Origin of the sequence: Shewanella sp. SM87, assembly GCF_025653705.1 — a bacterium.
Lineage (GTDB): Bacteria > Pseudomonadota > Gammaproteobacteria > Enterobacterales > Shewanellaceae > Shewanella > Shewanella oncorhynchi.
Genome location: NZ_JAKKSC010000027.1, coordinates 24,523 through 45,728, shown reverse-complemented (window position 1 = coordinate 45,728; position 21,206 = coordinate 24,523). Strand labels below are relative to the sequence as shown.

21 protein-coding genes are annotated in these 21,206 nt (G+C 45.3%); 11 read left to right on the top strand and 10 right to left on the bottom strand.

Translation table 11 applies throughout. The features are described from left to right. Nucleotides 1–3 precede the first annotated feature (3 nt). Genes yidD through rpmH form a run of 3 tightly spaced genes read right to left on the bottom strand, consistent with a single transcriptional unit; the run spans nucleotide 4 to nucleotide 734 of the window. The gene (gene yidD / locus L5M11_RS18375; RefSeq protein ID WP_006083829.1) at nucleotides 4–258 is read right to left on the bottom strand and encodes a membrane protein insertion efficiency factor YidD; all 255 of its coding nucleotides are present in this window, start codon (nucleotides 256–258) and stop codon (nucleotides 4–6) included. Further along, nucleotides 225–581, bottom strand: coding sequence for a ribonuclease P protein component (gene rnpA / locus L5M11_RS18370; protein WP_105250802.1), 357 nt, complete (start codon nucleotides 579–581; stop codon nucleotides 225–227). Before rnpA ends, yidD begins: the two co-directional genes overlap by 34 nt. Nucleotides 582–596: 15 nt before the next feature. After that, nucleotides 597–734, bottom strand: a complete 138-nt coding sequence (gene rpmH, locus L5M11_RS18365; protein WP_006083827.1) for a 50S ribosomal protein L34 — start codon at nucleotides 732–734, stop codon at nucleotides 597–599. A gap of 445 nt (nucleotides 735–1,179) precedes the next feature. Between rpmH and dnaA the strand changes: the two genes are divergently transcribed. Genes dnaA through gyrB form a run of 5 tightly spaced genes read left to right on the top strand, consistent with a single transcriptional unit; the run spans nucleotide 1,180 to nucleotide 7,406 of the window. After that, nucleotides 1,180–2,568 carry a chromosomal replication initiator protein DnaA gene (gene dnaA, locus L5M11_RS18360; protein WP_113941415.1) on the top strand — a complete coding sequence of 463 codons (1,389 nt, stop codon included), beginning with the start codon at nucleotides 1,180–1,182 and terminating at the stop codon, nucleotides 2,566–2,568. A gap of 19 nt (nucleotides 2,569–2,587) precedes the next feature. After that, nucleotides 2,588–3,688, top strand: a complete 1,101-nt coding sequence (gene dnaN / locus L5M11_RS18355; protein WP_105250803.1) for a DNA polymerase III subunit beta — start codon at nucleotides 2,588–2,590, stop codon at nucleotides 3,686–3,688. Then, nucleotides 3,663–3,893: a hypothetical protein gene (locus L5M11_RS18350; protein WP_158683016.1), complete on the top strand. Its 231-nt coding sequence runs from the start codon at nucleotides 3,663–3,665 to the stop codon at nucleotides 3,891–3,893. The genes dnaN and L5M11_RS18350 overlap by 26 nt, the downstream gene beginning before the upstream one ends. Continuing rightward, nucleotides 3,890–4,972: a DNA replication/repair protein RecF gene (gene recF, locus L5M11_RS18345; protein ID WP_105250804.1), complete on the top strand. Its 1,083-nt coding sequence runs from the start codon at nucleotides 3,890–3,892 to the stop codon at nucleotides 4,970–4,972. The genes L5M11_RS18350 and recF overlap by 4 nt, the downstream gene beginning before the upstream one ends. A gap of 16 nt (nucleotides 4,973–4,988) precedes the next feature. Continuing rightward, nucleotides 4,989–7,406 (top strand): DNA topoisomerase (ATP-hydrolyzing) subunit B, encoded by a 2,418-nt coding sequence (gene gyrB / locus L5M11_RS18340; RefSeq protein ID WP_263192918.1) that lies wholly within the window; start codon nucleotides 4,989–4,991, stop codon nucleotides 7,404–7,406. Between the two features lie 112 nt (nucleotides 7,407–7,518). Here gyrB and L5M11_RS18335 read toward each other — a convergent pair whose 3' ends face one another. After that, on the bottom strand, nucleotides 7,519–8,181 hold the full coding sequence (locus tag L5M11_RS18335; RefSeq protein WP_263192916.1) for a glutathione S-transferase family protein: 663 nt from the start codon (nucleotides 8,179–8,181) through the stop codon (nucleotides 7,519–7,521). A 240-nt stretch (nucleotides 8,182–8,421) separates the two neighbouring features. Between L5M11_RS18335 and L5M11_RS18330 the strand changes: the two genes are divergently transcribed. Genes L5M11_RS18330 through L5M11_RS18315 form a run of 4 tightly spaced genes read left to right on the top strand, consistent with a single transcriptional unit; the run spans nucleotide 8,422 to nucleotide 10,667 of the window. Continuing rightward, entirely contained in the window at nucleotides 8,422–8,724 is a 303-nt protein-coding gene (locus L5M11_RS18330) for a c-type cytochrome (RefSeq protein ID WP_105250807.1), read from the top strand. Nucleotide 8,725: 1 nt separating this feature from the next. Next, on the top strand, nucleotides 8,726–9,952 hold the full coding sequence (locus tag L5M11_RS18325; protein WP_263192914.1) for a sulfite oxidase: 1,227 nt from the start codon (nucleotides 8,726–8,728) through the stop codon (nucleotides 9,950–9,952). Further along, on the top strand, nucleotides 9,952–10,335 hold the full coding sequence (locus tag L5M11_RS18320; RefSeq protein WP_263169502.1) for a cytochrome C: 384 nt from the start codon (nucleotides 9,952–9,954) through the stop codon (nucleotides 10,333–10,335). Before L5M11_RS18325 ends, L5M11_RS18320 begins: the two co-directional genes overlap by 1 nt. After that, entirely contained in the window at nucleotides 10,332–10,667 is a 336-nt protein-coding gene (locus tag L5M11_RS18315; RefSeq protein WP_198573716.1) for a c-type cytochrome, read from the top strand. Before L5M11_RS18320 ends, L5M11_RS18315 begins: the two co-directional genes overlap by 4 nt. A gap of 94 nt (nucleotides 10,668–10,761) precedes the next feature. Here L5M11_RS18315 and L5M11_RS18310 read toward each other — a convergent pair whose 3' ends face one another. Further along, nucleotides 10,762–11,682, bottom strand: coding sequence for a biotin-dependent carboxyltransferase family protein (locus L5M11_RS18310; RefSeq protein WP_263169500.1), 921 nt, complete (start codon nucleotides 11,680–11,682; stop codon nucleotides 10,762–10,764). A 333-nt stretch (nucleotides 11,683–12,015) separates the two neighbouring features. Here L5M11_RS18310 and L5M11_RS18305 point away from each other — a divergent pair, with 333 nt between their 5' ends. Next, a complete protein-coding gene (locus L5M11_RS18305) occupies nucleotides 12,016–13,056 on the top strand; it encodes an HDOD domain-containing protein (RefSeq protein WP_263169498.1) in 1,041 nt (346 codons plus the stop codon). An 87-nt stretch (nucleotides 13,057–13,143) separates the two neighbouring features. Here the strand turns inward: L5M11_RS18305 and glyS are convergent, their stop codons facing one another. Then, a complete protein-coding gene (gene glyS / locus L5M11_RS18300; protein WP_263186040.1) occupies nucleotides 13,144–15,213 on the bottom strand; it encodes a glycine--tRNA ligase subunit beta in 2,070 nt (689 codons plus the stop codon). A gap of 10 nt (nucleotides 15,214–15,223) precedes the next feature. Then, nucleotides 15,224–16,129: a glycine--tRNA ligase subunit alpha gene (gene glyQ / locus L5M11_RS18295; protein WP_263192912.1), complete on the bottom strand. Its 906-nt coding sequence runs from the start codon at nucleotides 16,127–16,129 to the stop codon at nucleotides 15,224–15,226. A 117-nt stretch (nucleotides 16,130–16,246) separates the two neighbouring features. On the opposite strand from glyQ, the gene L5M11_RS18290 reads away from it, so the two are divergent. After that, complete coding sequence (locus tag L5M11_RS18290) at nucleotides 16,247–16,837, top strand: DNA-3-methyladenine glycosylase I (RefSeq protein ID WP_263169493.1); 591 nt, start codon at nucleotides 16,247–16,249, stop codon at nucleotides 16,835–16,837. 171 nt (nucleotides 16,838–17,008) lie between these two features. On the opposite strand, the gene L5M11_RS18285 is transcribed toward L5M11_RS18290, so the two are convergent. The 3 genes from L5M11_RS18285 to tusA all read right to left on the bottom strand — a co-directional run bounded on the left by L5M11_RS18285 (nucleotide 17,009) and on the right by tusA (nucleotide 21,182). After that, a complete protein-coding gene (locus L5M11_RS18285) occupies nucleotides 17,009–20,197 on the bottom strand; it encodes an amidohydrolase family protein (protein ID WP_263192911.1) in 3,189 nt (1,062 codons plus the stop codon). 244 nt (nucleotides 20,198–20,441) lie between these two features. After that, nucleotides 20,442–20,888, bottom strand: a complete 447-nt coding sequence (locus L5M11_RS18280; protein WP_168827597.1) for an MOSC domain-containing protein — start codon at nucleotides 20,886–20,888, stop codon at nucleotides 20,442–20,444. Between the two features lie 48 nt (nucleotides 20,889–20,936). Continuing rightward, nucleotides 20,937–21,182 (bottom strand): sulfurtransferase TusA, encoded by a 246-nt coding sequence (gene tusA / locus L5M11_RS18275; protein WP_168827595.1) that lies wholly within the window; start codon nucleotides 21,180–21,182, stop codon nucleotides 20,937–20,939. Nucleotides 21,183–21,206: the final 24 nt, after the last annotated feature.

Sequence of the window (21,206 nt, the reverse complement as noted above, 5' to 3'; positions counted from 1 at the left end):
AGCCTATTTATTACACCTATCATTTTTAGGGGGGACGGGATCACTACCGCCGGGATGTAAAGGGTGACATTTTAATATGCGTTTCAATGCAAACCAACAACCTTTCGCGGTTCCATGCACTTTTATTGCTTCAATAGCGTAGTGAGAGCAGGTGGGATTGAAACGGCATCGAGGGCCCAGTATAGGGCTTATGAATACTTGATAGCCACGAATTAACGTGGTCGCTAGCCATTGTAGCGGCGACTGAGTTTGCGCCATAGCTTTTCTATCAATTTGTTGATTTCAGCGTTTTCCATTTCCATCACGCCATTTCTGACAAGCACAACAATATCAAGATGAGGAATGTCGTGTTGATTTAAGCGAAAACTATCTCTGATCACGCGCTTAATACGGTTACGTTGATTGGCGCGTTTTACATAGCGTTTAGCAACAGTAAGGCCCATACGCGGATGTTGTTCCGTGTTAGGAATAGCGAGCAAGGTAATTTCAGCAGAAGATGCTTTGATGGGATTGGAAAATACAGATTTAAATTGCGCGGGAGTTAACAAACGTAACTCCCGCGAAAAGGTATAGCTAGTCAACTAGTTACCCACTTATTAAGCAGATAAACGAGCGCGACCTTTCGCACGACGACGTGCAAGCACCTTACGGCCGCCTACAGTAGCCATACGAGCGCGGAAGCCGTGAGAACGCTTGCGCTTCAGGTTGCTAGGTTGAAAAGTACGTTTACTCATGATGGCAATCCGTCTTTGTTATTAGTGAACATATCCTTATCTCTAGGATAGAGGTAAGGGCAAAAAAGAGGCCGAATTGTAATCACAATACTTAGTCACGTCAACAACGAAAGTAAGTAAGTGCTTTATTTCTGCCAGCGTATCCTTAGATCAATCCCCAGAATACACCATAAGATGTGGATAACTCTGTGTACGGACACTACATGTAGTAGTGCAGGGGATCTTCGAGCCGATCTAAGGGGCGCCATTATAGATCAATGTGGATCGCTTAATAAAGCAGGATTTGCGGTTAGTGCTGAATAAAAGGATCGTTTTGGATCTTTGATGATCGAGGATATCCACATAGAATGATCTCGCTGGGGATAAATATTTTTTAAGGATAGCGATCCTTGAGATCTCGCTATAGAATACACCTCTTTTTTGATGATCTTTTGGGGATAACTAAGTGGCTGTTTCACTTTGGCAACAATGTATCGGACGACTGCAAGATGAGCTTTCTGCTCAGCAGTTCAGTATGTGGATCAGACCGTTACAAGCCGAAATGGATGGAGATACTCTGGTGCTTTATGCGCCCAACCGCTTCGTGCTTGATTGGGTCAGAGATAAGTATATCAATATCATTAATCAGTTCTTTACTGAGCAGATGGGTAGTGACGCGCCTAAATTGCGTTTCGATATAGGTAGTCGTCCTTCGGCGAAAAAGCCAAGTGTACCGGCACCGATTGCGCCAACTCGAGCACCCAATACTCAAACGAAAGCGACTGTGGGCACGACCTTTAATGTCCAAGCCGAGCCTATGGCGAACGCTAATCACCGCAGTAACATCAATCCTAGCTACCAGTTTGATAACTTCGTAGAAGGTAAGTCTAACCAATTAGGTAAGGCTGCGGCGTTACAAGTGGCTGAAAATCCGGGTGGTGCTTATAACCCACTATTTTTATATGGCGGAACAGGTCTAGGTAAGACTCACTTGTTGCACGCTGTCGGTAACGGGATCATTAAAAATAATCCTAATGCCAAAGTGGTTTACATGCATTCCGAGCGTTTTGTCCAGGACATGGTTAAAGCGCTGCAAAACAATGCGATAGAAGAATTTAAACGTTACTACCGTAGCGTCGATGCCTTGTTTATTGATGATATTCAATTTTTTGCCAATAAAGACAGATCACAAGAAGAATTCTTTCATACTTTCAATGCGTTACTTGAAGGGAATCACCAAATTATTTTGACTTCAGATCGTTATCCAAAAGAGATCGACGGTGTTGAAGACAGATTGAAATCGCGTTTCGGTTGGGGTTTAACTGTGGCTATTGAGCCACCAGAGTTAGAGACCCGCGTAGCGATCTTGATGCGTAAAGCTCAAGAGAGCGGCATTAACTTGCCCGATGAAGTGGCTTTCTTTATTGCTAAGCGTTTACGTTCAAACGTACGCGAGCTAGAAGGGGCATTAAACCGCGTTATCGCCAACGCTAACTTCACGGGTCGGCCAATTACTATTGATTTTGTTCGTGAAGCCTTACGTGACCTCTTGGCACTTCAAGAAAAATTAGTCACTATAGACAATATTCAGAAAACCGTAGCTGAATACTACAAGATCAAGATGGCTGATATGTTGTCTAAGCGTCGTTCACGCAGTGTTGCGCGCCCAAGGCAAGTGGCAATGGCGTTATCCAAAGAATTAACTAACCAAAGCTTGCCGGAAATTGGTGATGCTTTTGGTGGTCGAGATCACACCACAGTGTTGCATGCCTGTCGTAAGATTGCTCAGCTACGGGAAGAGAGCCACGACATTAAAGAAGATTATGCTAATTTGATTAGAACCTTATCTTCTTAAAACAAGGAATTTGGACACGATGAAATTCTCAATTGATAGGGATGCCCTATTAAAGCCGTTGCAATTGGTGTGTGGTGCGGTAGAAAGACGCCATAACTTGCCCATTTTGTCTAACCTCCTTGTAGAAGTAAGTGGTCACTCACTTAAGCTGACTGGTACAGATTTAGAAGTCGAACTCGTGGGCCAAGCTGTGGTTCACGGTGATATCGAAGAAGGTCGTACTACGGTTCCGGCGAAGAAACTGCTCGATATTGTTAAGTCTTTGCCAGAACAAAGCGAACTGAAAGTCGAACAACAAGATAATAAATGGTTGCTGCGTTCAGGCCGTAGCCGTTTTTCCTTAGCGACTTTGCCCGCAGAAGAATACCCTAACGTTGAAGCCTTCCAAGCTGAGATTGAATTTAGCTTGAAGCAGGGCGTGTTGAAGTCGATTATCGACTCGACGCAGTTTTCGATGGCTAACCAAGATGTACGCTATTACCTCAACGGATTATTGTTTGAAACTGAAGGTAATGTGTTGCGTGCGATAGCGACCGACGGTCATCGTTTAGCCTTAAGTCATCGTACGATTGAAGCACAATTACCGGAAAAACAAGTCATTGTGCCCCGTAAAGGCGTAATTGAAATGGCGCGCTTATTGGAGTCTGACGATCTCGATATCACTATTGCTATTGGTGATAATGCTATTCGTGCCACCACGGCTAACACAGTATTTACCAGTAAATTAGTCGATGGTCGCTTCCCTGATTATCGCCGTGTATTGCCAAAGGGCGGTGATAAAATTGTGATTGCGAGTCGTAATCACTTGAAGCAAGCGCTGACGCGGGCTTCTATTTTATCCAATGAAAAATTCCGTGGTGTGCGTATTCAACTCGAAAATGGTCTGCTCAAGATCACCGCTAATAATCCTGAACAGGAAGAAGCGGAAGAAATCATTGATGTGGAATACAACAATCAGGCCTTAGAAATTGGTTTTAACGTCAGTTACTTACTGGACGTGCTCAACAACCTTAAGTCCGATGATGTGCGTATCACGCTCATTGATGGTAACTCCAGCGCCCTAATCGAAAACCATTTGGAAGAAGATTCCATGTATGTGGTTATGCCGATGCGCTTATAAACCATCGATTTTTACGTTACCCGTGTCTGTACCTCTGTCTTCGATGTCTATGCCGCTTAACGGCGGCATAGTGTTTAATACGCAGCATTGGCCATTCCTTCACTCATTTACCGATAGTCTTAGCCTGTGGCAGCGATTGAGTTGCTCGTTAAGTGCTATGAATCCTTGCCTACGCCGTTTACGCGGCTTAATGAGTAATGCATGAGCCTGACCCGCCTCAATATCGAAGCATTTCGCAACATTCAGTCCGCACAGTTAATCCCTGCACCTGGGATTAACGTGATTTATGGTCAAAATGGCAGCGGAAAAACCAGTATTTTAGAAGCCATTTATTTCCTCGGTATGGGGCGCTCGTTTCGCAGCCATTTATCCCAACGAGTGATTAATCATGATGACGATAAATTAACGCTATTTGCGACTTTAAATTTAGCGCGCGGTGACAGTAAAATTGGTTTACGCCGATTTCGCAATGGTGAGACGGAAGTGAAAATCGACGGCGAAAAAGTCAAACGTCTGTCGACCTTAGCCGAAGCTTTACCTATTCAAGTGATCACACCTGAAAGCTTTTCTTTACTGTTTGAAGGCCCAAAATCCCGTCGACAATTTATCGATTGGGGCGCATTTCATGCTGACCCACAGTTTTATGGCGCTTGGACGAATGTTCGTCGCGTTCTTAAACAAAGAAATCAATTGCTTAGAAACGGTTCAGCTTACAGTCATATTCAATTTTGGGACCAAGAGTTTGTGCGCTATGCCGAGCAGGTCACCGAAATACGAAACCATTATGTAGACTCGTTAAATGAGCTACTTAAGGGTATAATCGGAGAGTTTTTACCGAGTGTAGATGTGAAGGTTTCATTTACGCGCGGCTGGGATAGTAAAACGGATTTTGCAGAACTACTCGAAAACCAATATTCCAGAGATTTGGCCACAGGTCATACCGTCAGCGGTCCCCATAAAGCTGACCTTAGACTTCGTGTAGGCACTTTGCCGGCGCAGGATGCCCTGTCCCGTGGTCAATTGAAATTATTAGTCTGTGCACTGCGTATTGCACAGGGAAAGTTGCTCAAACAACAAATAGATAAAAACAGTATTTATCTTGTGGATGATCTTCCGTCCGAGTTGGATGCACAGCATAGGCAGCTATTGCTTAAGCAGTTAACGGATACCGGAGCACAAGTTTTTGTGACCGCCATTGATCCTGCTGCAATAGTCGATTCGTTACACACGCCTCCCAGTAGGATGTTTCATGTGGAACAGGGACGTGTAACGGTAATTGAATAACCATTGAGAGAATAATATGTCAGAGAATAGTTACGATTCTTCGAGTATTAAGGTCCTTAAGGGCCTTGATGCAGTACGTAAGAGACCTGGGATGTATATTGGTGACACCGACGACGGTACGGGTCTACATCATATGGTGTTCGAAGTAGTCGATAACTCTATCGATGAAGCCTTAGCCGGCCACTGTAGCGATATTACGATTACTATCCATGTAGATGGTTCGGTTTCTGTTAAGGATGACGGCCGTGGTATTCCGGTATCTATCCATGAGGAAGAAGGCGTATCGGCGGCAGAAGTTATTATGACGGTATTGCATGCCGGCGGTAAGTTCGACGATAACTCCTATAAAGTGTCTGGCGGTCTCCACGGCGTGGGTGTATCGGTTGTAAACGCTTTATCTAAAAAGCTGCAAATGACCATTCGTCGTGCTGGCAAAGTATACGAGCAGTTTTATACTCACGGTGTGCCTGATGCGCCGATCAAAGAGATTGGTGATGCAACCAAAACCGGTACTGAAATCCGTTTTTGGCCAAGTGAAGATACCTTCAGCGATGTTGAGTTTCACTTTGAAATTCTGGCAAAGCGCGTGCGTGAACTGTCTTTCCTTAACTCAGGCGTGGGTATTCGTCTGGTTGATGAACGTGACAACAAGAATGAATTCTTCAAATACGAAGGCGGTATTAGCGCATTCGTCGATTACCTGAACCGTAACAAAACCCCAGTCAACAAAGATGTATTCCACTTTATGCAAGAGCGTGAAGATGGCATTACCGTTGAAGTGGCTATGCAGTGGAATGACGGTTATCAGGAAAATATTTTCTGTTTTACCAACAACATCCCACAGCGTGATGGTGGTACTCACTTAGTCGGTTTCCGTAGTGCGTTGACACGTAACCTCAACAGCTACATGGAAAACGAAGGCTATAACAAGAAAGGCAAAACCAGCGCGACTGGCGACGATGCCCGCGAAGGCTTGACTGCCGTTATCTCTGTTAAAGTGCCAGATCCAAAGTTCAGCTCGCAAACCAAAGACAAACTGGTTTCTAGTGAAGTGAAAACCGCGGTTGAACAAACCATGGGTGAGAAGCTGAACGATTATCTGCTGGAAAACCCAGCTGATGCGAAGTTGATCGTCGGTAAGATTGTCGATGCTGCCCGTGCCCGTGAAGCGGCGCGTAAAGCTCGTGAAATGACCCGTCGTAAAGGCGCACTCGATTTAGGTGGTTTGCCAGGTAAGCTGGCCGATTGCCAAGAAAAAGATCCTGGTCTTTCAGAAATTTACATAGTGGAAGGTGACTCTGCTGGCGGTAGTGCTAAGCAGGGACGTAACCGTAAGAACCAAGCGATTTTGCCACTGAAAGGTAAAATTCTAAACGTTGAGAAGGCCCGCTTCGATAAGATGTTGTCTTCTCAAGAAGTGGCCACACTGATCACGGCACTTGGCTGTGGTATTGGTCGCGACGAATATAACCCAGATAAAACCCGTTATCACAACATCATCATCATGACGGATGCTGACGTCGACGGCTCGCACATTCGTACTTTGCTGTTGACCTTCTTCTTCCGTCAAATGCCTGAATTGATTGAACGTGGTTATGTGTATATTGCTCAACCGCCTTTATTTAAAGTGAAAAAGGGCAAGCAAGAACAGTATTTGAAAGATGAGCCAGCATTGACTCAATACCTCACGACTCAAGCATTGGATGGCACTGTTGTGTATCCAACGCAAGGTGCGATTGGTATGTCAGGTGAGCCGTTAGAGCGTTTAGTGACTCAGTATCGTGAAGTGGAAGCCATTGTTGCTCGTTTAGAGCAGCGCTATCCAACGCACATTACTAACCGTATGCTTTACCATCCAATGATCACCAATGAGATGTTGGCCGATGAAGGCAAGATGAAAGAGTGGATCGATGCCTTTATCAATGAGCTGGTGGAAATGGAAAACAGCGGCGTACTGTATTCTGCTGAGCCGATTCTCGATCCTGAGCGTAAAGTGTATCTGCCTAAGATCACCATTCGTAAACACGGTATCGATACTAACTATCTGTTTACTTATGACTTCTTCCAATCAAGCGATTATCAACGTATCGGCAAGTTAGGTGCGGCGTTAGATGGCATGATTGAAGAAGGCGGCTATGTACAACGCGGCGATCGTGTTAAAGAAGTCGGCAGCTTCCTTGAAGCGCTAGATTGGACGATTTCTGAAGCCAAACGCGGCTTATACATTCAACGTTATAAAGGATTGGGTGAGATGAACCCTGAGCAATTGTGGGAAACTACAATGGATCCTGAATCACGCCGTATGTTGCAAGTCACGATTGATGATGCCGTGGGTGCCGATCAGTTGTTCACTTGTTTGATGGGTGATCAAGTTGAACCTCGTCGTGAGTTCATCGAAGCGAACGCATTGAACGTGGCTAACTTAGACGTTTAATGCTCGATGTATAATATTAGACGTGTAATGCGTGTTAAGTGACTCGCGTTAGTACGTGAATGATTAAGGGAAAGCCAAGGCTTTCCCTTTTTTATCTCTATGATTTATCTCTTTATCGATCAATACCCGCTTCATCCGCTGCAACAATTTCAGTCTCTGCTTTAGCCGCATTAATCCACGCCTGCATTTCCGGACAGCTGATCACATGCTGCATATAGGCACGGCTTGCCTGCGAGACTTCAATATCGTAGGTAAGAAAACGCATAACCACAGGGGCAAACATCATGTCGGCAATCGACCATTGGCCAAATAACCAAGTACCTTCCGCATGAGATGGGGCGAACTCGGCCATTTGTGCTGACCAAATCGCATCGATGCGCTCAATGTCTTTGCGGACCGCATCAGTGAGCTCAACATAACGGCTCGCGCATATGTTCATTGGTAGAGCGTTACGCACGGCATTAAAGCCAGAATGCATTTCACTGGCAATCGATCTAGCCTTGGCTTTTTGTTTAGGATCTTGCGGCCATGCACTACCGGCAAGATAGGTGTCGTTGAGGTATTCGCAAATCGAAAGTGAATCCCATACCGTGATATCGTCATCGACTAATGTCGGTACTTTTAACGTCGGGGAAATGGCTTTGAGTTGCTGATAGAAGCTGTCGGTATCGAGTTGCAGTAATACTTCGTTGAACTGCACGCCAGATTTTGCGGCCATTAACCAAGCTCGCAGTGACCAGCTAGAGTAGTTCTTATTGCCAATATAAAGATCCATTGTTTGTCCTTGAGTGAAATGCCGAGTGTTTCTGCAAAGCTACTATATGGACTCATTTCACCTATGACTAATGAATATTTTACCCTTTCTACATCCGCTAATACGCGTCATTTCTCTTGAGCTTACGAGTCACTTTTATTGAATTTAAACGACTCACAGCATTGAGATAATTTAACCATATCTTAATTACTTTGTTCGATGGATTCTGTCGAGATGAAGGCTAATTGGCGAGATAAATGGATGTGGCAGCGAGTGATTTACCCCGTAAGTGCACTGATTTTTATGCTATCGGCGGTGGCAAACGCCGATGAGGCAAATAAGTTATTGAATATGTGTAAGGCCTGTCATGGCGAGTCCGGTGTGAGTCGTTTTGAGCATATTCCTAACATTGGATGGCAAAACTCAGAATACCTATTGAAGCAACTGCGAGCCTTTAAGGCGGGGGATCGCCAAGATCCCACTATGACTAAAGTCGCCCAACTCTTGACTGAGGCTGATATGCAGCTGATGGCGGATTACTTTTACCTCGGAAAGGATAAATAACATGGATCTTAATCGTCGGGTTTTTATTAAAGGTGCGGTAGCGACGTCTGTGTTATCAGCTTTACCCGTTAAGTGGGTATTTGCCGATCAGCTTCCCGCAGAGGTCATTCCTCTGGATATATCAGCATTAACTTGGACTAAGGGTGAGGACTTGCCGAGTTATTTCAAAGTGTTAAACACTCATCCACTGAATGCGTTTCCGCCGGAGCATAAGCTCGCTCCTGCTGTGACGCCTGCCGATGCCTCGTTTATCCGTTGGAATGGCATAGTGCCTGACTTTAAGGCGTTAGATGCTAAAACTTGGACTTTTCAAGTGGATGGTGAGTCTGTTATCACCCCAAAAACCTACACAATTAATGAACTTAAGCGTCGCTTTAAGCATTACACATTGCAGTTGCTGATTGAATGTGGCGGTAATAGTCGCTCTGGCTTTTTTCCTAGTACTAAAGGCAATCAGTGGAATAATGCCGGCGTATTTTGCTCCGAGTGGACAGGTGTCTTAGTGAGTGATGTGCTTAAGGATTGCGGTATTAAAGCTGATGCTGTTTACACAGGCCATCACGGTGTTGATCGGCATTTGAGCGGCAAAGGTGAGGCGATTTCACGCGGCGTACCAATAAAGGCGGCGCTCGAAGAGCTTGGGCTTATTGCATGGTCGATGAATGGTGAGGACATTCCTTATCTACATGGATATCCCTTACGTATTGTGTTTGGTGGACGGCCAGGATCCGTTTCGCAAAAAGCGGCGACGGGGATCAGTGTGCGTAATAAAGTCCATGATGGGCATAAAATGGAAGCGCCAGCGTATCAACTCCCTAAATATCCGATAGCGCCAGGTGAGTCTGTTGATGATAAAGACTATAAAATCATTGAAGAAATGATAGTGAAGTCATTGATCACTCAACCCCAATCTGGAACCGAATTAGCTGTGGGTCAAAAGATGACTATCGCAGGCCATGCTTGGGCGGGATTGCGGGAAGTGGTTAAGGTGGAAGTCAGTTACGATTATGGCACCCGTTGGTTTGCCGCTGAATTAGAAAAACCTAAAAACATAACAGCATGGCAGCAATGGAAGATTGAATTGCAATTACCGTCGCAGGGCTATTATGAAATCTGGGCCAAAGCGACAGATAGTGAAGGTGATAGTCAGCCTGTCGTACAACCGCAATGGAATCCTAAGGGATATATGTTTAACGGTTGCCACCGTATTGCCGTTAGGGTGGTGTGATGAAGTCGCATATCAATAAACTGATATTGCTTGGGCTAGTAGCATCCAGTATTTCGCTAGCCGCTGAGTATCCAGTGGACCCTAAATCGGGTTTGATCATGGCTCCTGGCTGGGAGTTAGTGAACTATCAATGTAATGCCTACCATACCAGTATGATAGTCGTGCAAAACCACGGCGATAAAGCCTTTTGGAATGAAACTTTGCAGTGGATGATAGACACTCAGGGTTTATGGGACTTGTCGGATACTTGGGCGCCGACCTTGAGTTATCTAAGCACTCATTATGGGCAGGCTGAAATGGATATGACGATCTTCAGACGTCTACCTTTAGAACCGAGCCTGCAGCCTGCGCTAGTTAACCCTTTCCCTAAGGAGCCAAAATGAAAGCGATTATCATAAGTTTGATTGCGCTATGTGGCTTATCCACAGAGGTTAATGGGGAGGTTTATCAAGCAGATATAGAGCGAGGTCAGGCATTGGCTACGGCACAGTGTGAGTCATGCCATGGCAATGCGGTGATCGCTATGGCCAAGCAATTCCCAAACTTAAAGGGACAAAAATTAGCTTATCTTAATAAACAGCTCGTCGATTTTAAAACCGGTTTACGACTCGATCCTTTGATGCAATCACAAGTCAGCGCGTTAAGCTCAGAGCAATTACAAGATGTGGCGCTATTTTATAGCCAGCAAGTTACACCGAACCTAAGTGCGAATTAGCGCGAGTATAGTGCGTTATTTGAATAAAACCGATATAGGGTTTAGTTAGGGAATACGGGGTGATATTTTGTAGATTTGATTATGCAGTGGTTCGTTAATCTAGGCTACGTTGTAGTCGATAGAAGTAGTCATGCCATTCCGCTTGTGCCGTTGCCGCTTGTTCATCGTCAACCAATTCGAATTTAATTGTCTGCCCTGGGCGAGTTTGCGCGAGTTTCCACAGATCGGCTTCAATAATCACGGCTATTTGAGGATGATTGCTGGTGGTCTTAGCATCGGCAAGTAACACTAAAGGTTGCCCTGAAGCTGACACTTGAATGACTCCGGGCTTGACTGTATGGGATTGAACGGGAAATGGTTTTGCTAAGGTCAATATTTCCCCGTTGAGTATTGCACTTGCACGATTGCTTTCTGCCGACAGTTGCCACTGTGTTTGCCAGAATGTTTGCTGAGATTTCAACGAGAAGGCTTGGGTGTGCTTTGTTGCGAGTGCGCGAATATGCCCATTCCAACTTTTTTGAATTGCGCCAACTTGCCTTCTTATTGGATGAGCTGAACCTAAGGTCAGGTTATCGCCAGCTTCTAATGCGCGACCATGAAATCCACCGATACCTGAGGTTAAATCAGTTGCAGCAGAATCCATCACTAACGGCACTCTAACGCCGCCATCAATCGCAACATAGGCACGCATGCCTTTATTTCCCCCTCTAAGACTGAGTTTTTGTCCTGCCTTAATTGAGTAACGCCAGCCGCAAACTATGGGTTTATTGTCTATGCGGGCATCGAAATCGGCACCCGTTAAGGCAATCCAAGCATCACGTTTAAACAAAAAAATCGATTGGCCGAAGGTCAATTCCAGTACGGGTGTATTGTCTGGGTTTGAGAGTAGGCGGTTTGCTAAACACAGTGCAGGTCTATCTAAGGCACCAGCTTGGGTTACGCCTAAATGTCGATATCCCATGCGTCCGATATCTTGAACTGTGGTTAGTGCACCCGCTTTTATTACCTCGATCATCAAATTTTCCGTTGTTAGCTCGCGAGTAGATTGTTAATCACTTAAAGGGAGACAAAATACGTATCCCTTTATGAATGGTAGACATATTGTCAGTTAAATGATGCTGAAATGTAAGTTTTTTGAGGTTTCAACTTGTAACCAAGATTGTCTTTGTAAAAGCAGTAATGGTGGGATAGAAGAAGTCCGAAATGAATTGAATATGTTACACTTAAGCTAAGTATTAGCCTGTCTACAATGTCTTAATACACGGCTTGAGCTGATCAAAATGGATTTATGATGGGCAATATTTAACTGACTTTTTAACAATTATTTATAATGACAGGTTGATGCTTCTTGATTAAATCACTTTTTAATAAACTCTTTAATATTCGCGATACGGCGACCGTTGAGAGACCCAAAAGTTTTTCAACGACGGACTTAGGTAAGTCGCTTGAACCTGCGCGAAAGCCAGCTAAACCTCTCGAAGACATTAGTGTGGTATCTGTGGATTTATCTGCACTCTTTTATAGTTTGTTATTTCCGACACGGGTTAAGGACACTGGCGGTGTAGCCAATAATCTTGAACGTCGAGTCATGACGGAGATAGAGCAGGCCTTGGCATCGCCACAAGTGATCGCCGAAAAAGTGTTAAAACTGCCGTCAAAAGTATTGGAGTTAGATCGTAAATTGTCCGACCCACAGTTTGATATTAAGGCTCTATTAGCACTTATCGAGCGTGATCCTTTACTGAGTGTGGAGGTGCTTAAGCTGTGCAATTCCCCTGCGTTTAAACGTAGTGATAGGGATATCACCAGTTTACAGCAGGCTTTGGTACAGCTTGGCCGCGAACAGTTGAGAAAATTTGTCACCACTTGTTTAGTGCGTGAAATGTTGGATATCAAACCAATCTATTTTCGTCGTTTCGGCGCTGAAATTTGGCGCCACTCGATGCAGGTCGCCTTTCTCGCCAGTGAGTTAAGCGATGAAGATCAAGATACGGCTTTTTTATTGGGCTTATTGCATGATGTCGGCAAGCTGGCCATTTTCAAAATGCTACTCGATGCGTTTGTGCAGGCGGAGCCCGGAGAACAGCCTAATTCTGGGTTATTTAGACAAGTGATGACGACGAAATCGTTAACCTTAAGTTCATTGCTCGCTAAGTATTGGCAGCTACCTAATACCTTTGAAACAGAATTAGACAAGCTCGCCAGTGTGAACTCGCGTCCGCAAGCTGGGCTCGCAGCTGTGGTATGGCGGGCGAATGTGATCAGCGAGATTTCTATGCTGCATCAAGCAGGGCAATTGTCTCCTGAAATACTGGCGAATTTACTGCAGCAAGTTAACTTAGATCAAACTCAATTTGATGGCTTACATCAACAACTGACGCAGTTCTGATTGGGCTGTTTAAGAAATCAGGACAATAAAAAACGCGCTATTGAGCGCGTTTTTTCTAAAGCGATAATTTAAAAAACGTTAGTATCGTTATTGCAGTAGTGATATATCCGCGACGTGCAGGAACTGCTCGCGTAGATTATTCAATAATGCTAAACGATTGTTTTTCAACGCTTCATCATCCGCCATGACCATCACATCTTCGAAGAACTGATCCACGCTTTCACGTAGGCCAGCTAACAAGGTTAAGGCTTGTTGGTAATCGGCATTGGCAAACAAAGGCGCCAATTGCGGTTGCAGCTCGTTCAACTTGGCTGCCAATGCTTGTTCTGCGGCTTCGGTTAACAGACTCGCATTGATCGTTGTCGGTAAAGCACCTTCAACCTTAGCTAGAATGTTTGATACACGTTTGTTCGCTGCCGCAAGTGCACTAGAAGCTTCTAGGCTTCTAAAGTGTGATACCGCATTGATACGGCTATCAAAATCAGCTGGGCGTGTTGGGCGACGTGCTAGCACGGCTAAGATCACATCAACACCAATACCTTTATCTTGATACCAAGCGCGGAAGCGTGCCATTAAGAACTCTAACACTTCATCGCTTGCATTGGCGTTGCTTAAGTTAGTACCGTGGAGCTCCTGAGCTTTAGCTATCAGCGTTACTAAGTCCAGTGGCAGTTTGTTCTCAACGATAATACGCAGCACACCGATGGCGGCACGGCGTAGGGCAAAGGGATCGGCAGCGCCTTTTGGTGCTTGGCCAATACCAAAGATGCCGACTAAGGTGTCGAGCTTGTCTGCTAATGCGACAGCGCAAGATACACCGGCATTAGGCACTGTATCGCCAGAGAACTTAGGCTTGTATTGCTCTTCCATTGCAACTGCAACGGCTTCGGTTTCACCATCGAGGCGGGCGTAGTGCATGCCCATAGTGCCTTGAGTGTCGGTAAACTCCATCACCATATTGGTCATCAAATCGGTTTTAGATAACAAACCTGCACGGGCTGCATCAACTGCATTCGCGCCAGTTTGTCCGGCAATAAAGGCGGCTAGAGCAGAAATACGATTTACTTTGTCTTTTAAGGTGCCGAGCTGTTGTTGGAACAGGACGGTTTCTAGGCTAGGTAAACGCGATTCCAGCGTGTGTTTTTTATCGGTATTAAAAAAGAACTCGGCGTCGGCAAGACGTGGGCGAACGACTTTCTCGTTACCAGAGATAATTTGCGCGGGATCTTTAGATTCGATATTGGCCACAAAGATAAAGTTTGGCAGTAACTTGCCTGCATCATCAAAGACTGGGAAGTATTTTTGGTCGCCTTTCATGGTATAGACCAAAGCTTCAGACGGTACACTTAAGAATTTTTCTTCGAAGCTGGCGGTCAATACCACAGGCCATTCAACCAAAGAGGTGACCTCTTCAAGCAGGCTATCTTCGATATCCGCTGTGCCACCAATCTTAGCTGCGGCTTTTTCGGCATCGGCTTTGATTAATGCTTTACGGCTTTCGTAATCGGCGATGACTTTACCTTTTTCTTTTAGGTCGGCAAGGTAGTGATCAGCGTGTGCTAATTCAAACTGCTTGAGCCCCATAAAGCGGTGACCGCGAACAGTGCGTGCCGATTTGATACCCAGCAATTCACCTTCAATCAACTCACTGCCTAACAAGATAGTGGCTGTATGAACGGGGCGAATAAATTGGGTTTTATTATTGCCCCAACGCATTGGCTTAGGAATGGGCAATTTATCGAGTGCACGTTGAGCCATAGCGGCGATCAAACTTTTGGTTTCGACGCCCTCAACTTTGGCGTTATGGACTAACCATTCGCCTTTATCTGTGACTAAACGTTCGGCTTGCTCAACGGTAATGCCATTACCACGTGCCCAACCTTCAGCGGCTTTAGTCGGTTTGCCTTCAGCATCGAATGCTGAACTCACGGCGGGGCCACGTTTCTCAACCACTTTGTCAGCTTGCGCAAGGGCAAGTTCAGTGACGTTAATTGCCAGACGACGTGGCGCTGCGTACCAAACGGCTGAGCTGAACGCTAAATCGGCTTTGGTGAGTTCTTCAGTAAAGTTAGCTAAAAAGGATTCAGCCAGTTTACGCAGTGACTTAGGTGGTAATTCTTCCGTGCCTAACTCTATGAGTAAGTTTTCAAAATTCATGTTTTTACCTCTACTTACACATTGGGAAGCCAAGCGCTTCGCGTGCCTGATAATAAGATTCAGCGACCTCTTTCGCCATAGTACGAACACGTAAGATGTAGCGCTGGCGCTCGGTAACTGAAATGGCATGGCGGGCATCGAGCAGGTTGAAGGCGTGTGAGGCTTTCATCACTTGCTCGTATGCGGGCAGAGGTAAAGGTTTTTCTAGCGACAATAAATGCTGACACATTTTTTCGCATTGATCGAACAAGGCGAACATAAAATCCACATCGGCGTGTTCGAAGTTATAGGTCGATTGCTCGACTTCGTTTTGATGGAACACATCGCCATAGGTGATTAGGCCCAGTGGACCATCGGTCCATACGAGATCATAAACACTATCTACGCCTTGGATATACATGGCCAGACGCTCTAGGCCATAAGTGATTTCACCTGTGACTGGGCTGCATTCGATGCCGCCGACCTGCTGGAAGTAAGTAAACTGAGTCACTTCCATACCATTAAGCCAGACTTCCCAGCCTAAGCCCCAAGCACCTAGTGTTGGTGATTCCCAGTTATCTTCCACAAAGCGGATATCGTGGATTTGAGTATCAATACCCAGTGCTTGCAGTGAGCCTAAATACAGCTCTTGAATATTGTTAGGTGAAGGCTTCAACACGACTTGGAATTGGTAGTAGTGCTGCAGACGGTTAGGGTTTTCACCGTAACGACCATCCGTAGGGCGGCGCGATGGCTGCACATAGGCACTGCTCATAGGTTCAGGCCCTAAAGAACGTAGGAAAGTTTGTGGGTGGAATGTACCAGCGCCGACTTCCATATCTAAAGGTTGAACAATTGCACAGCCTTGCTGTGCCCAATATTCCTGCAGGGTGAGAATGAAACCCTGAAATGTTTTTACGTCGTGTTTTGTCGTCATGTCTACTTGTCTACTGCCGTCAGCCTGAATAGAAAATGGGTTCGATTATACCTTGTAGATATCTGCTTATGTAGGTTATTTTTTACCTTCTTAATTAAAACAATAAGGTTATATACCATGGAAGAGATCCGCTGTGGCTGGGTAAGTGATGATCCCTTGTATCGTGAGTATCACGACAAAGTGTGGGGGCGACCTGTTTATGATCCAAAGGAGCTGTTTGCTAAGTTGTGTTTAGATGGTCAACAGGCCGGATTATCTTGGATAACTATCCTGAAGAAGCAACAAAACTATGAACAGGCCTTTGCTAATTTTGAACCTGAGATTATTGCGACTTTTGATGAGGCGAAAGTGGAGGAGCTCATGCTGGATCCCGGCATAGTGCGCAATCGCTTGAAGGTGAACTCTATCATCAAGAATGCCAAAGGTTATTTAGCATATACTGCCGACGGGAAGGATTTCTCTGCATTTTTATGGAGCTTTGTGGGCGGAAAACCCATAGTTAATCAGATTACGGCAATGTCGCAGGTTCCTGCACAAACACCAGAATCTGAAGCCATGTCAAAAGCGTTGAAGAAACTCGGATTCAATTTTGTCGGCCCAACCATTTGTTATGCCTTTATGCAGGCGGTGGGTATGGTGAACGATCACCTTGTCGAGTGTATTTCCTATCAGACCTGTGTTGATTCCTGTGCTGAGCATAGCCACTAGAATCATTAATCGTTGATCTGACTGATATTAAAGAAAACTCTTGTAGAGTATCCAAATACAAAAAAGCATGTTCCACGTGGAACATGCTTTTTGAGCTTCGCTGGAACTCATCTTGTTAAACTTAAACGGTCTCAACAGGAAAGCTATTTTCCTTAGACTTGAAAGTTGCCCTTAGAGTTTCTCAAAGAAAAACGGCTTACGCTGTGCTTTATCCCCATTAAGTTCATTCATAGTCTCTGCATCAAATAACTTACCATTGACCATAGTATGAGTGACTCTGTCGGTGACTCGAATGTCGGCTAATGGATCACCATCAATAACGATCAAGTCTGCGAGCTTGCCTTCTTTGATAGAACCGAGTTGCTGCTCCATGCCAAAGGTCGTCGCTGGATTAATGGTGGCCGTTTTCAACACTTCCATATTGCTCATGCCGCCTTGGGCAAACATCCACATTTCCCAATGTGCCGCTAAACCTTCACGTTGACCGTGGGCGCCAATATTTGGGTGAACCCCTAACTTATTGAGTTCGTTAGCCACCTTAGCAACATTGAAATGATTGTAGTGGCTCTCTGGTGCATGGGGGCGTCGCATTGATCTTGCTTGTAAAATATCGGCTGGCACATACATGGATAGGCGTGGATGTGCCCACACATCGGTTTTATCATACCAGTAGTTTTCACCAGAAATACCACCATAGGCAACCACTAAGGTTGGCGTGTAACCAACTTGAGTCTGGCTCCAAAACTGTTTGATATCATTATAGATTGAACCAACGGGGAGCGAGTGCTCAATCGTAGTATGTCCATCGGCGACCATGCTTAAATTATGTTGCAGCAAGCTGCCACCTTCAGGGACAACCATCATTTCAAGTTCACGCGCTGCGGCTATGACTTGCTGTCTCTGATTGCGGCGCGGTTGGTTATAGCTTTTTACGCTAAAGGCTCCGACTTTTTTCAGGCGTTCAAGATGGAATTTGGCATCATCCAGTGAGTCTATGTGCGATGTGTAGCCAGGCGCATTTGCGCCATAGAGTATGGTGCCGGTGGAGAATATTCGTGGGCCAACAATATTGCCTGCTTTTTGTTGCTCAGATGCGGCAAAGATTTCTGTAGTGTCATTCGATGGATCGTGAATAGTGGTGACACCCAAGGATAAGCCTGAATACAGCGCCCAGTTCTGTTGTGGCACAATTTCATCATCTGCTTGCGGTCCATGGGCGTGGGCATCGAATAGTCCTGGCATAATGGATTTGCCTTTGATGTCGATGATCTGCGCATCCTTAGGAATCGCAACATTGGCATCGCCTACGGCGACAATATGATTGTCTTTGACTATGACCACACCATTATCAATCACTTGGTCATTTTCCATCGTAATCACTTTACCACCGACAAACGCGATTGTTCCACGTGGAACATCGGCCTTTTCGGTAAAGCCTAAATCGATAATGCTTGGTTGTGCCTTTTCATCTTTGTTGCGATATTGAGTGTCAACCTTGGCTTGGTACAACTCGGGGCCAAGAGTCCAATATAGTTGGTCGCTTTTACTGTTCCAACTGATACTTTCACCCGCACGGGCACTCAATTGGCTTACGGGTAGATTGCTGGCATTGGGGCCAATCTCAACTGTCTCGCTGTGTTTAGCAAAAGGTGTTACCCAAACCTTGAATCGTTCAGCAAAGGCGAGTTGCTCACCATCGGGTGAAACCCTAAATTCAGTTGCATGTTTGCTGCTGTAATGAACCCGTTTATCGAAGCCGTCTAAGTTGATGGATGATAACTGCGGCGTTTCATCTTCGCTGCTATTCATAAAAAAGACGCGATCGGCATTAGCACCGAATTGAGCTTGATAGCCATCGGCACTGATCTTGCTATTTTGTTTACCTTTAATATCGACTTTATATAGCCCAGGTTCCTGCGACCAAGTTCTTGGTGTGAGGTTACCGCCTTGAGTTTTACGATACACTACGAGTTCACCATTGGGTGAAAAGGTGGGTTCGACATACTTTCCTGGCTCAGATGTTAGCTGCTTAGGTTTGCTACCTTTGGCGCTGATCACTTGCACTGTGCCTTGGTCTTGGTCATTCCAAGTGGTGAAAACAATATTTTTACCATCGCGCGACCATTGGGGATAAAGTTCTGCAATATTTTTGTCTAGCTCAGTCAAGCGTGACATTCTGCCATCGGGTAAGGATTTTAACCAAATTTTACCCAGTGCTTCGAAGGCGACTTTGCTACCATCCGGTGAGACCTGCGCCATACGTAGCATTTTTACATCGAAAACGTCTTTATCGATATCTTGCTTAAAGCGCACCGAGGGCTGTACGGCTAACTCAGTTTTTACACTAAAGGGGATATCTGTGAGTGTTTTATTGGCAACATTCAGACGATTAATTTTTCCCTTAGCCCAGAAGAAAATATCCTTGTTATCTTGTGTCCATGCCATTGTTGGATAGACGCCATGAATGGCCCAAGTCTCCTGCATATCACGGTCAAGTTCGCCAAACAGCTTAGTTGTTTCTCCCGACTTAAGGTCGAGTAGGTAGAGTGATGACTGGAAATCATCGCGCTTAATATAGGCGAGCTTAGTACCGTCTGGGCTCGGCGTTGGCCGAATCGCTCCACCCGTGTCTTCGATTAATACCTCAATCTCACCAGTTTGAGTATCGTAGCGTTTTATTTTGTAGATACCGTTGACCGAATCCTTTGAGTAATGGAATGTTTTACCCGGCGTGTCATCCTGACTAAAGTAGATATAGCGACCATCGGGTGAATACGCGGGTTCACCTAAATCTTTCTCATCATTAGGACGTTCGGTCAATTTAACGCCTTCACCACCCGCAACGTGGTATAGCCACACTTCGCCCGCACCCAAACTACGACTGGCGGTAAAGTGCTTACGGGCAACCAGATACTGGGAGTCTGGGCTCCAAGCTGGACTGTTTAGCAGCCTGAAGGTTTCTTGGGTGACTGTTCTTGGGTTTTTGCCATCAGCATCCATAATCCAAATGTTATCACCACCATCACCATCGGACGTAAAAGCAATGTGCTTGCCATCAGGGCTATAGACGGGCTGCATCTGCCAAGCTATGCCTTGGGCTAATGGCTTAGCTTCACCGCCTGTTACTGGAATTTGGTAGATGTCACCGAGTAAGTCGAAGACGATATGCTTACCATCTGGACTGACACTCAAGTTCATCCAAGTGCCTTCATTAACATCAACTTTGACTTGCACTAAGGGAGCATTCGCTGGAGCGTTAACATTCCAAGTCGATTCTTTCGTTTCTGTGGCGTTAACTGCGAGGGTATTCATCCCAAGAGTGAGGGCAATATAAAGCGGGGTAAGTTTAGAGTTCAACATGTCACTTCCTGTTATCGTTCTTATGGGCTACATGAGCGGTATTAATCACAAGATAAAGTTTTGTTAATACTTGGTGTAGTTATCGCATAAATAGATAGGAAGGAAAACGTAAATACTGTTTCAATTGATGTTCGAGCTAGAAAGCTGATATTTATATTAGGATTGGGACAACAGAAATAGAACCAAGTTATTTGGTTCTATTTATAGAGGAGTATGGAGAACTAGCTGAGATAGGCTGATTGGATTAGCTAGGAAAGAAAATTGCTATCTCATCACCTAAGTGGATCATAGCGTCATTCAATACCCTGCATGTTACACCTCCTCGCCAATCTGGGGTGAGTGCGGCTTCTAAACCAACATGTGCAATTTCCATTTTTTTACAAGGATCGGTCTCACCTGTAATTTCAAGTAGTAACTCACCAATCTGTAAATGTTTACCAACATCTGCACTGCTAAATACTAGACCATCAACGAGCAGATTTGCTCTGCGAGTCGTCCAAGGCAATTCTGCCTCGATAGCACGACAGGCTTGTTGCCATTGTAGTTTGGAAAGCACAGTGACTTGGCGTTTGCCTGGACGACCAAATACATCTTTCTCTACACCATTTAACTGGGTGACATTGGCACAGAGAACCTCATTCATTGGGCCGCGCTTTACAGTTTTATAGGCAATTGCCAGCAGTTTTGGCATAGTTCCTCACATCCTTTTTTAATGATTAAGTCGCTAAAACGATACGACTTAAAGTCCTTTTTTGATCAAATATTGGTATGGCGTCTGAGCCGTTTCGCTGGCGATAAGGGTGTGATCCATAAACTCACAGAAGCTTGGAATATCGCGTGTCGTTGCAGGGTCATCGGCAATGATCAGCAGTGTCTCGCCTGCAGCCATTTGTCTTACCGTTTTACGCACCATCATTACAGGTTCTGGGCAACGTAAGCCTATTGCATCGAGCCTATGCTGTGCGGTTGAGAAAGCGTCGTTCATATTACCTCTACTGAACGGTTAAGC

Bases quoted from the DNA above. Each gene is read 5' to 3' on its own strand.
- L5M11_RS18290 (WP_263169493.1), top strand. From the start codon at position 16,247: ATGGAAGAGATCCGCTGTGGCTGGGTAAGTGATGATCCCTTGTATCGT.
- L5M11_RS18285 (WP_263192911.1), bottom strand. From the start codon at position 20,197: ATGTTGAACTCTAAACTTACCCCGCTTTATATTGCCCTCACTCTTGGG.
- L5M11_RS18330 (WP_105250807.1), top strand. From the start codon at position 8,422: ATGTGGCAGCGAGTGATTTACCCCGTAAGTGCACTGATTTTTATGCTA.
- dnaN (WP_105250803.1), top strand. From the start codon at position 2,588: ATGAAATTCTCAATTGATAGGGATGCCCTATTAAAGCCGTTGCAATTG.
- rpmH (WP_006083827.1), bottom strand. From the start codon at position 734: ATGAGTAAACGTACTTTTCAACCTAGCAACCTGAAGCGCAAGCGTTCT.
- L5M11_RS18335 (WP_263192916.1), bottom strand. From the start codon at position 8,181: ATGGATCTTTATATTGGCAATAAGAACTACTCTAGCTGGTCACTGCGA.
- glyS (WP_263186040.1), bottom strand. From the start codon at position 15,213: ATGAATTTTGAAAACTTACTCATAGAGTTAGGCACGGAAGAATTACCA.
- L5M11_RS18320 (WP_263169502.1), top strand. From the start codon at position 9,952: ATGAAGTCGCATATCAATAAACTGATATTGCTTGGGCTAGTAGCATCC.
- yidD (WP_006083829.1), bottom strand. From the start codon at position 258: ATGGCGCAAACTCAGTCGCCGCTACAATGGCTAGCGACCACGTTAATT.
- L5M11_RS18350 (WP_158683016.1), top strand. From the start codon at position 3,663: ATGTGGTTATGCCGATGCGCTTATAAACCATCGATTTTTACGTTACCC.
- glyQ (WP_263192912.1), bottom strand. From the start codon at position 16,129: ATGACGACAAAACACGACGTAAAAACATTTCAGGGTTTCATTCTCACC.
- recF (WP_105250804.1), top strand. From the start codon at position 3,890: ATGAGCCTGACCCGCCTCAATATCGAAGCATTTCGCAACATTCAGTCC.
- tusA (WP_168827595.1), bottom strand. From the start codon at position 21,182: ATGAACGACGCTTTCTCAACCGCACAGCATAGGCTCGATGCAATAGGC.
- L5M11_RS18310 (WP_263169500.1), bottom strand. From the start codon at position 11,682: ATGATCGAGGTAATAAAAGCGGGTGCACTAACCACAGTTCAAGATATC.
- L5M11_RS18325 (WP_263192914.1), top strand. From the start codon at position 8,726: ATGGATCTTAATCGTCGGGTTTTTATTAAAGGTGCGGTAGCGACGTCT.
- L5M11_RS18280 (WP_168827597.1), bottom strand. From the start codon at position 20,888: ATGCCAAAACTGCTGGCAATTGCCTATAAAACTGTAAAGCGCGGCCCA.
- L5M11_RS18315 (WP_198573716.1), top strand. From the start codon at position 10,332: ATGAAAGCGATTATCATAAGTTTGATTGCGCTATGTGGCTTATCCACA.
- gyrB (WP_263192918.1), top strand. From the start codon at position 4,989: ATGTCAGAGAATAGTTACGATTCTTCGAGTATTAAGGTCCTTAAGGGC.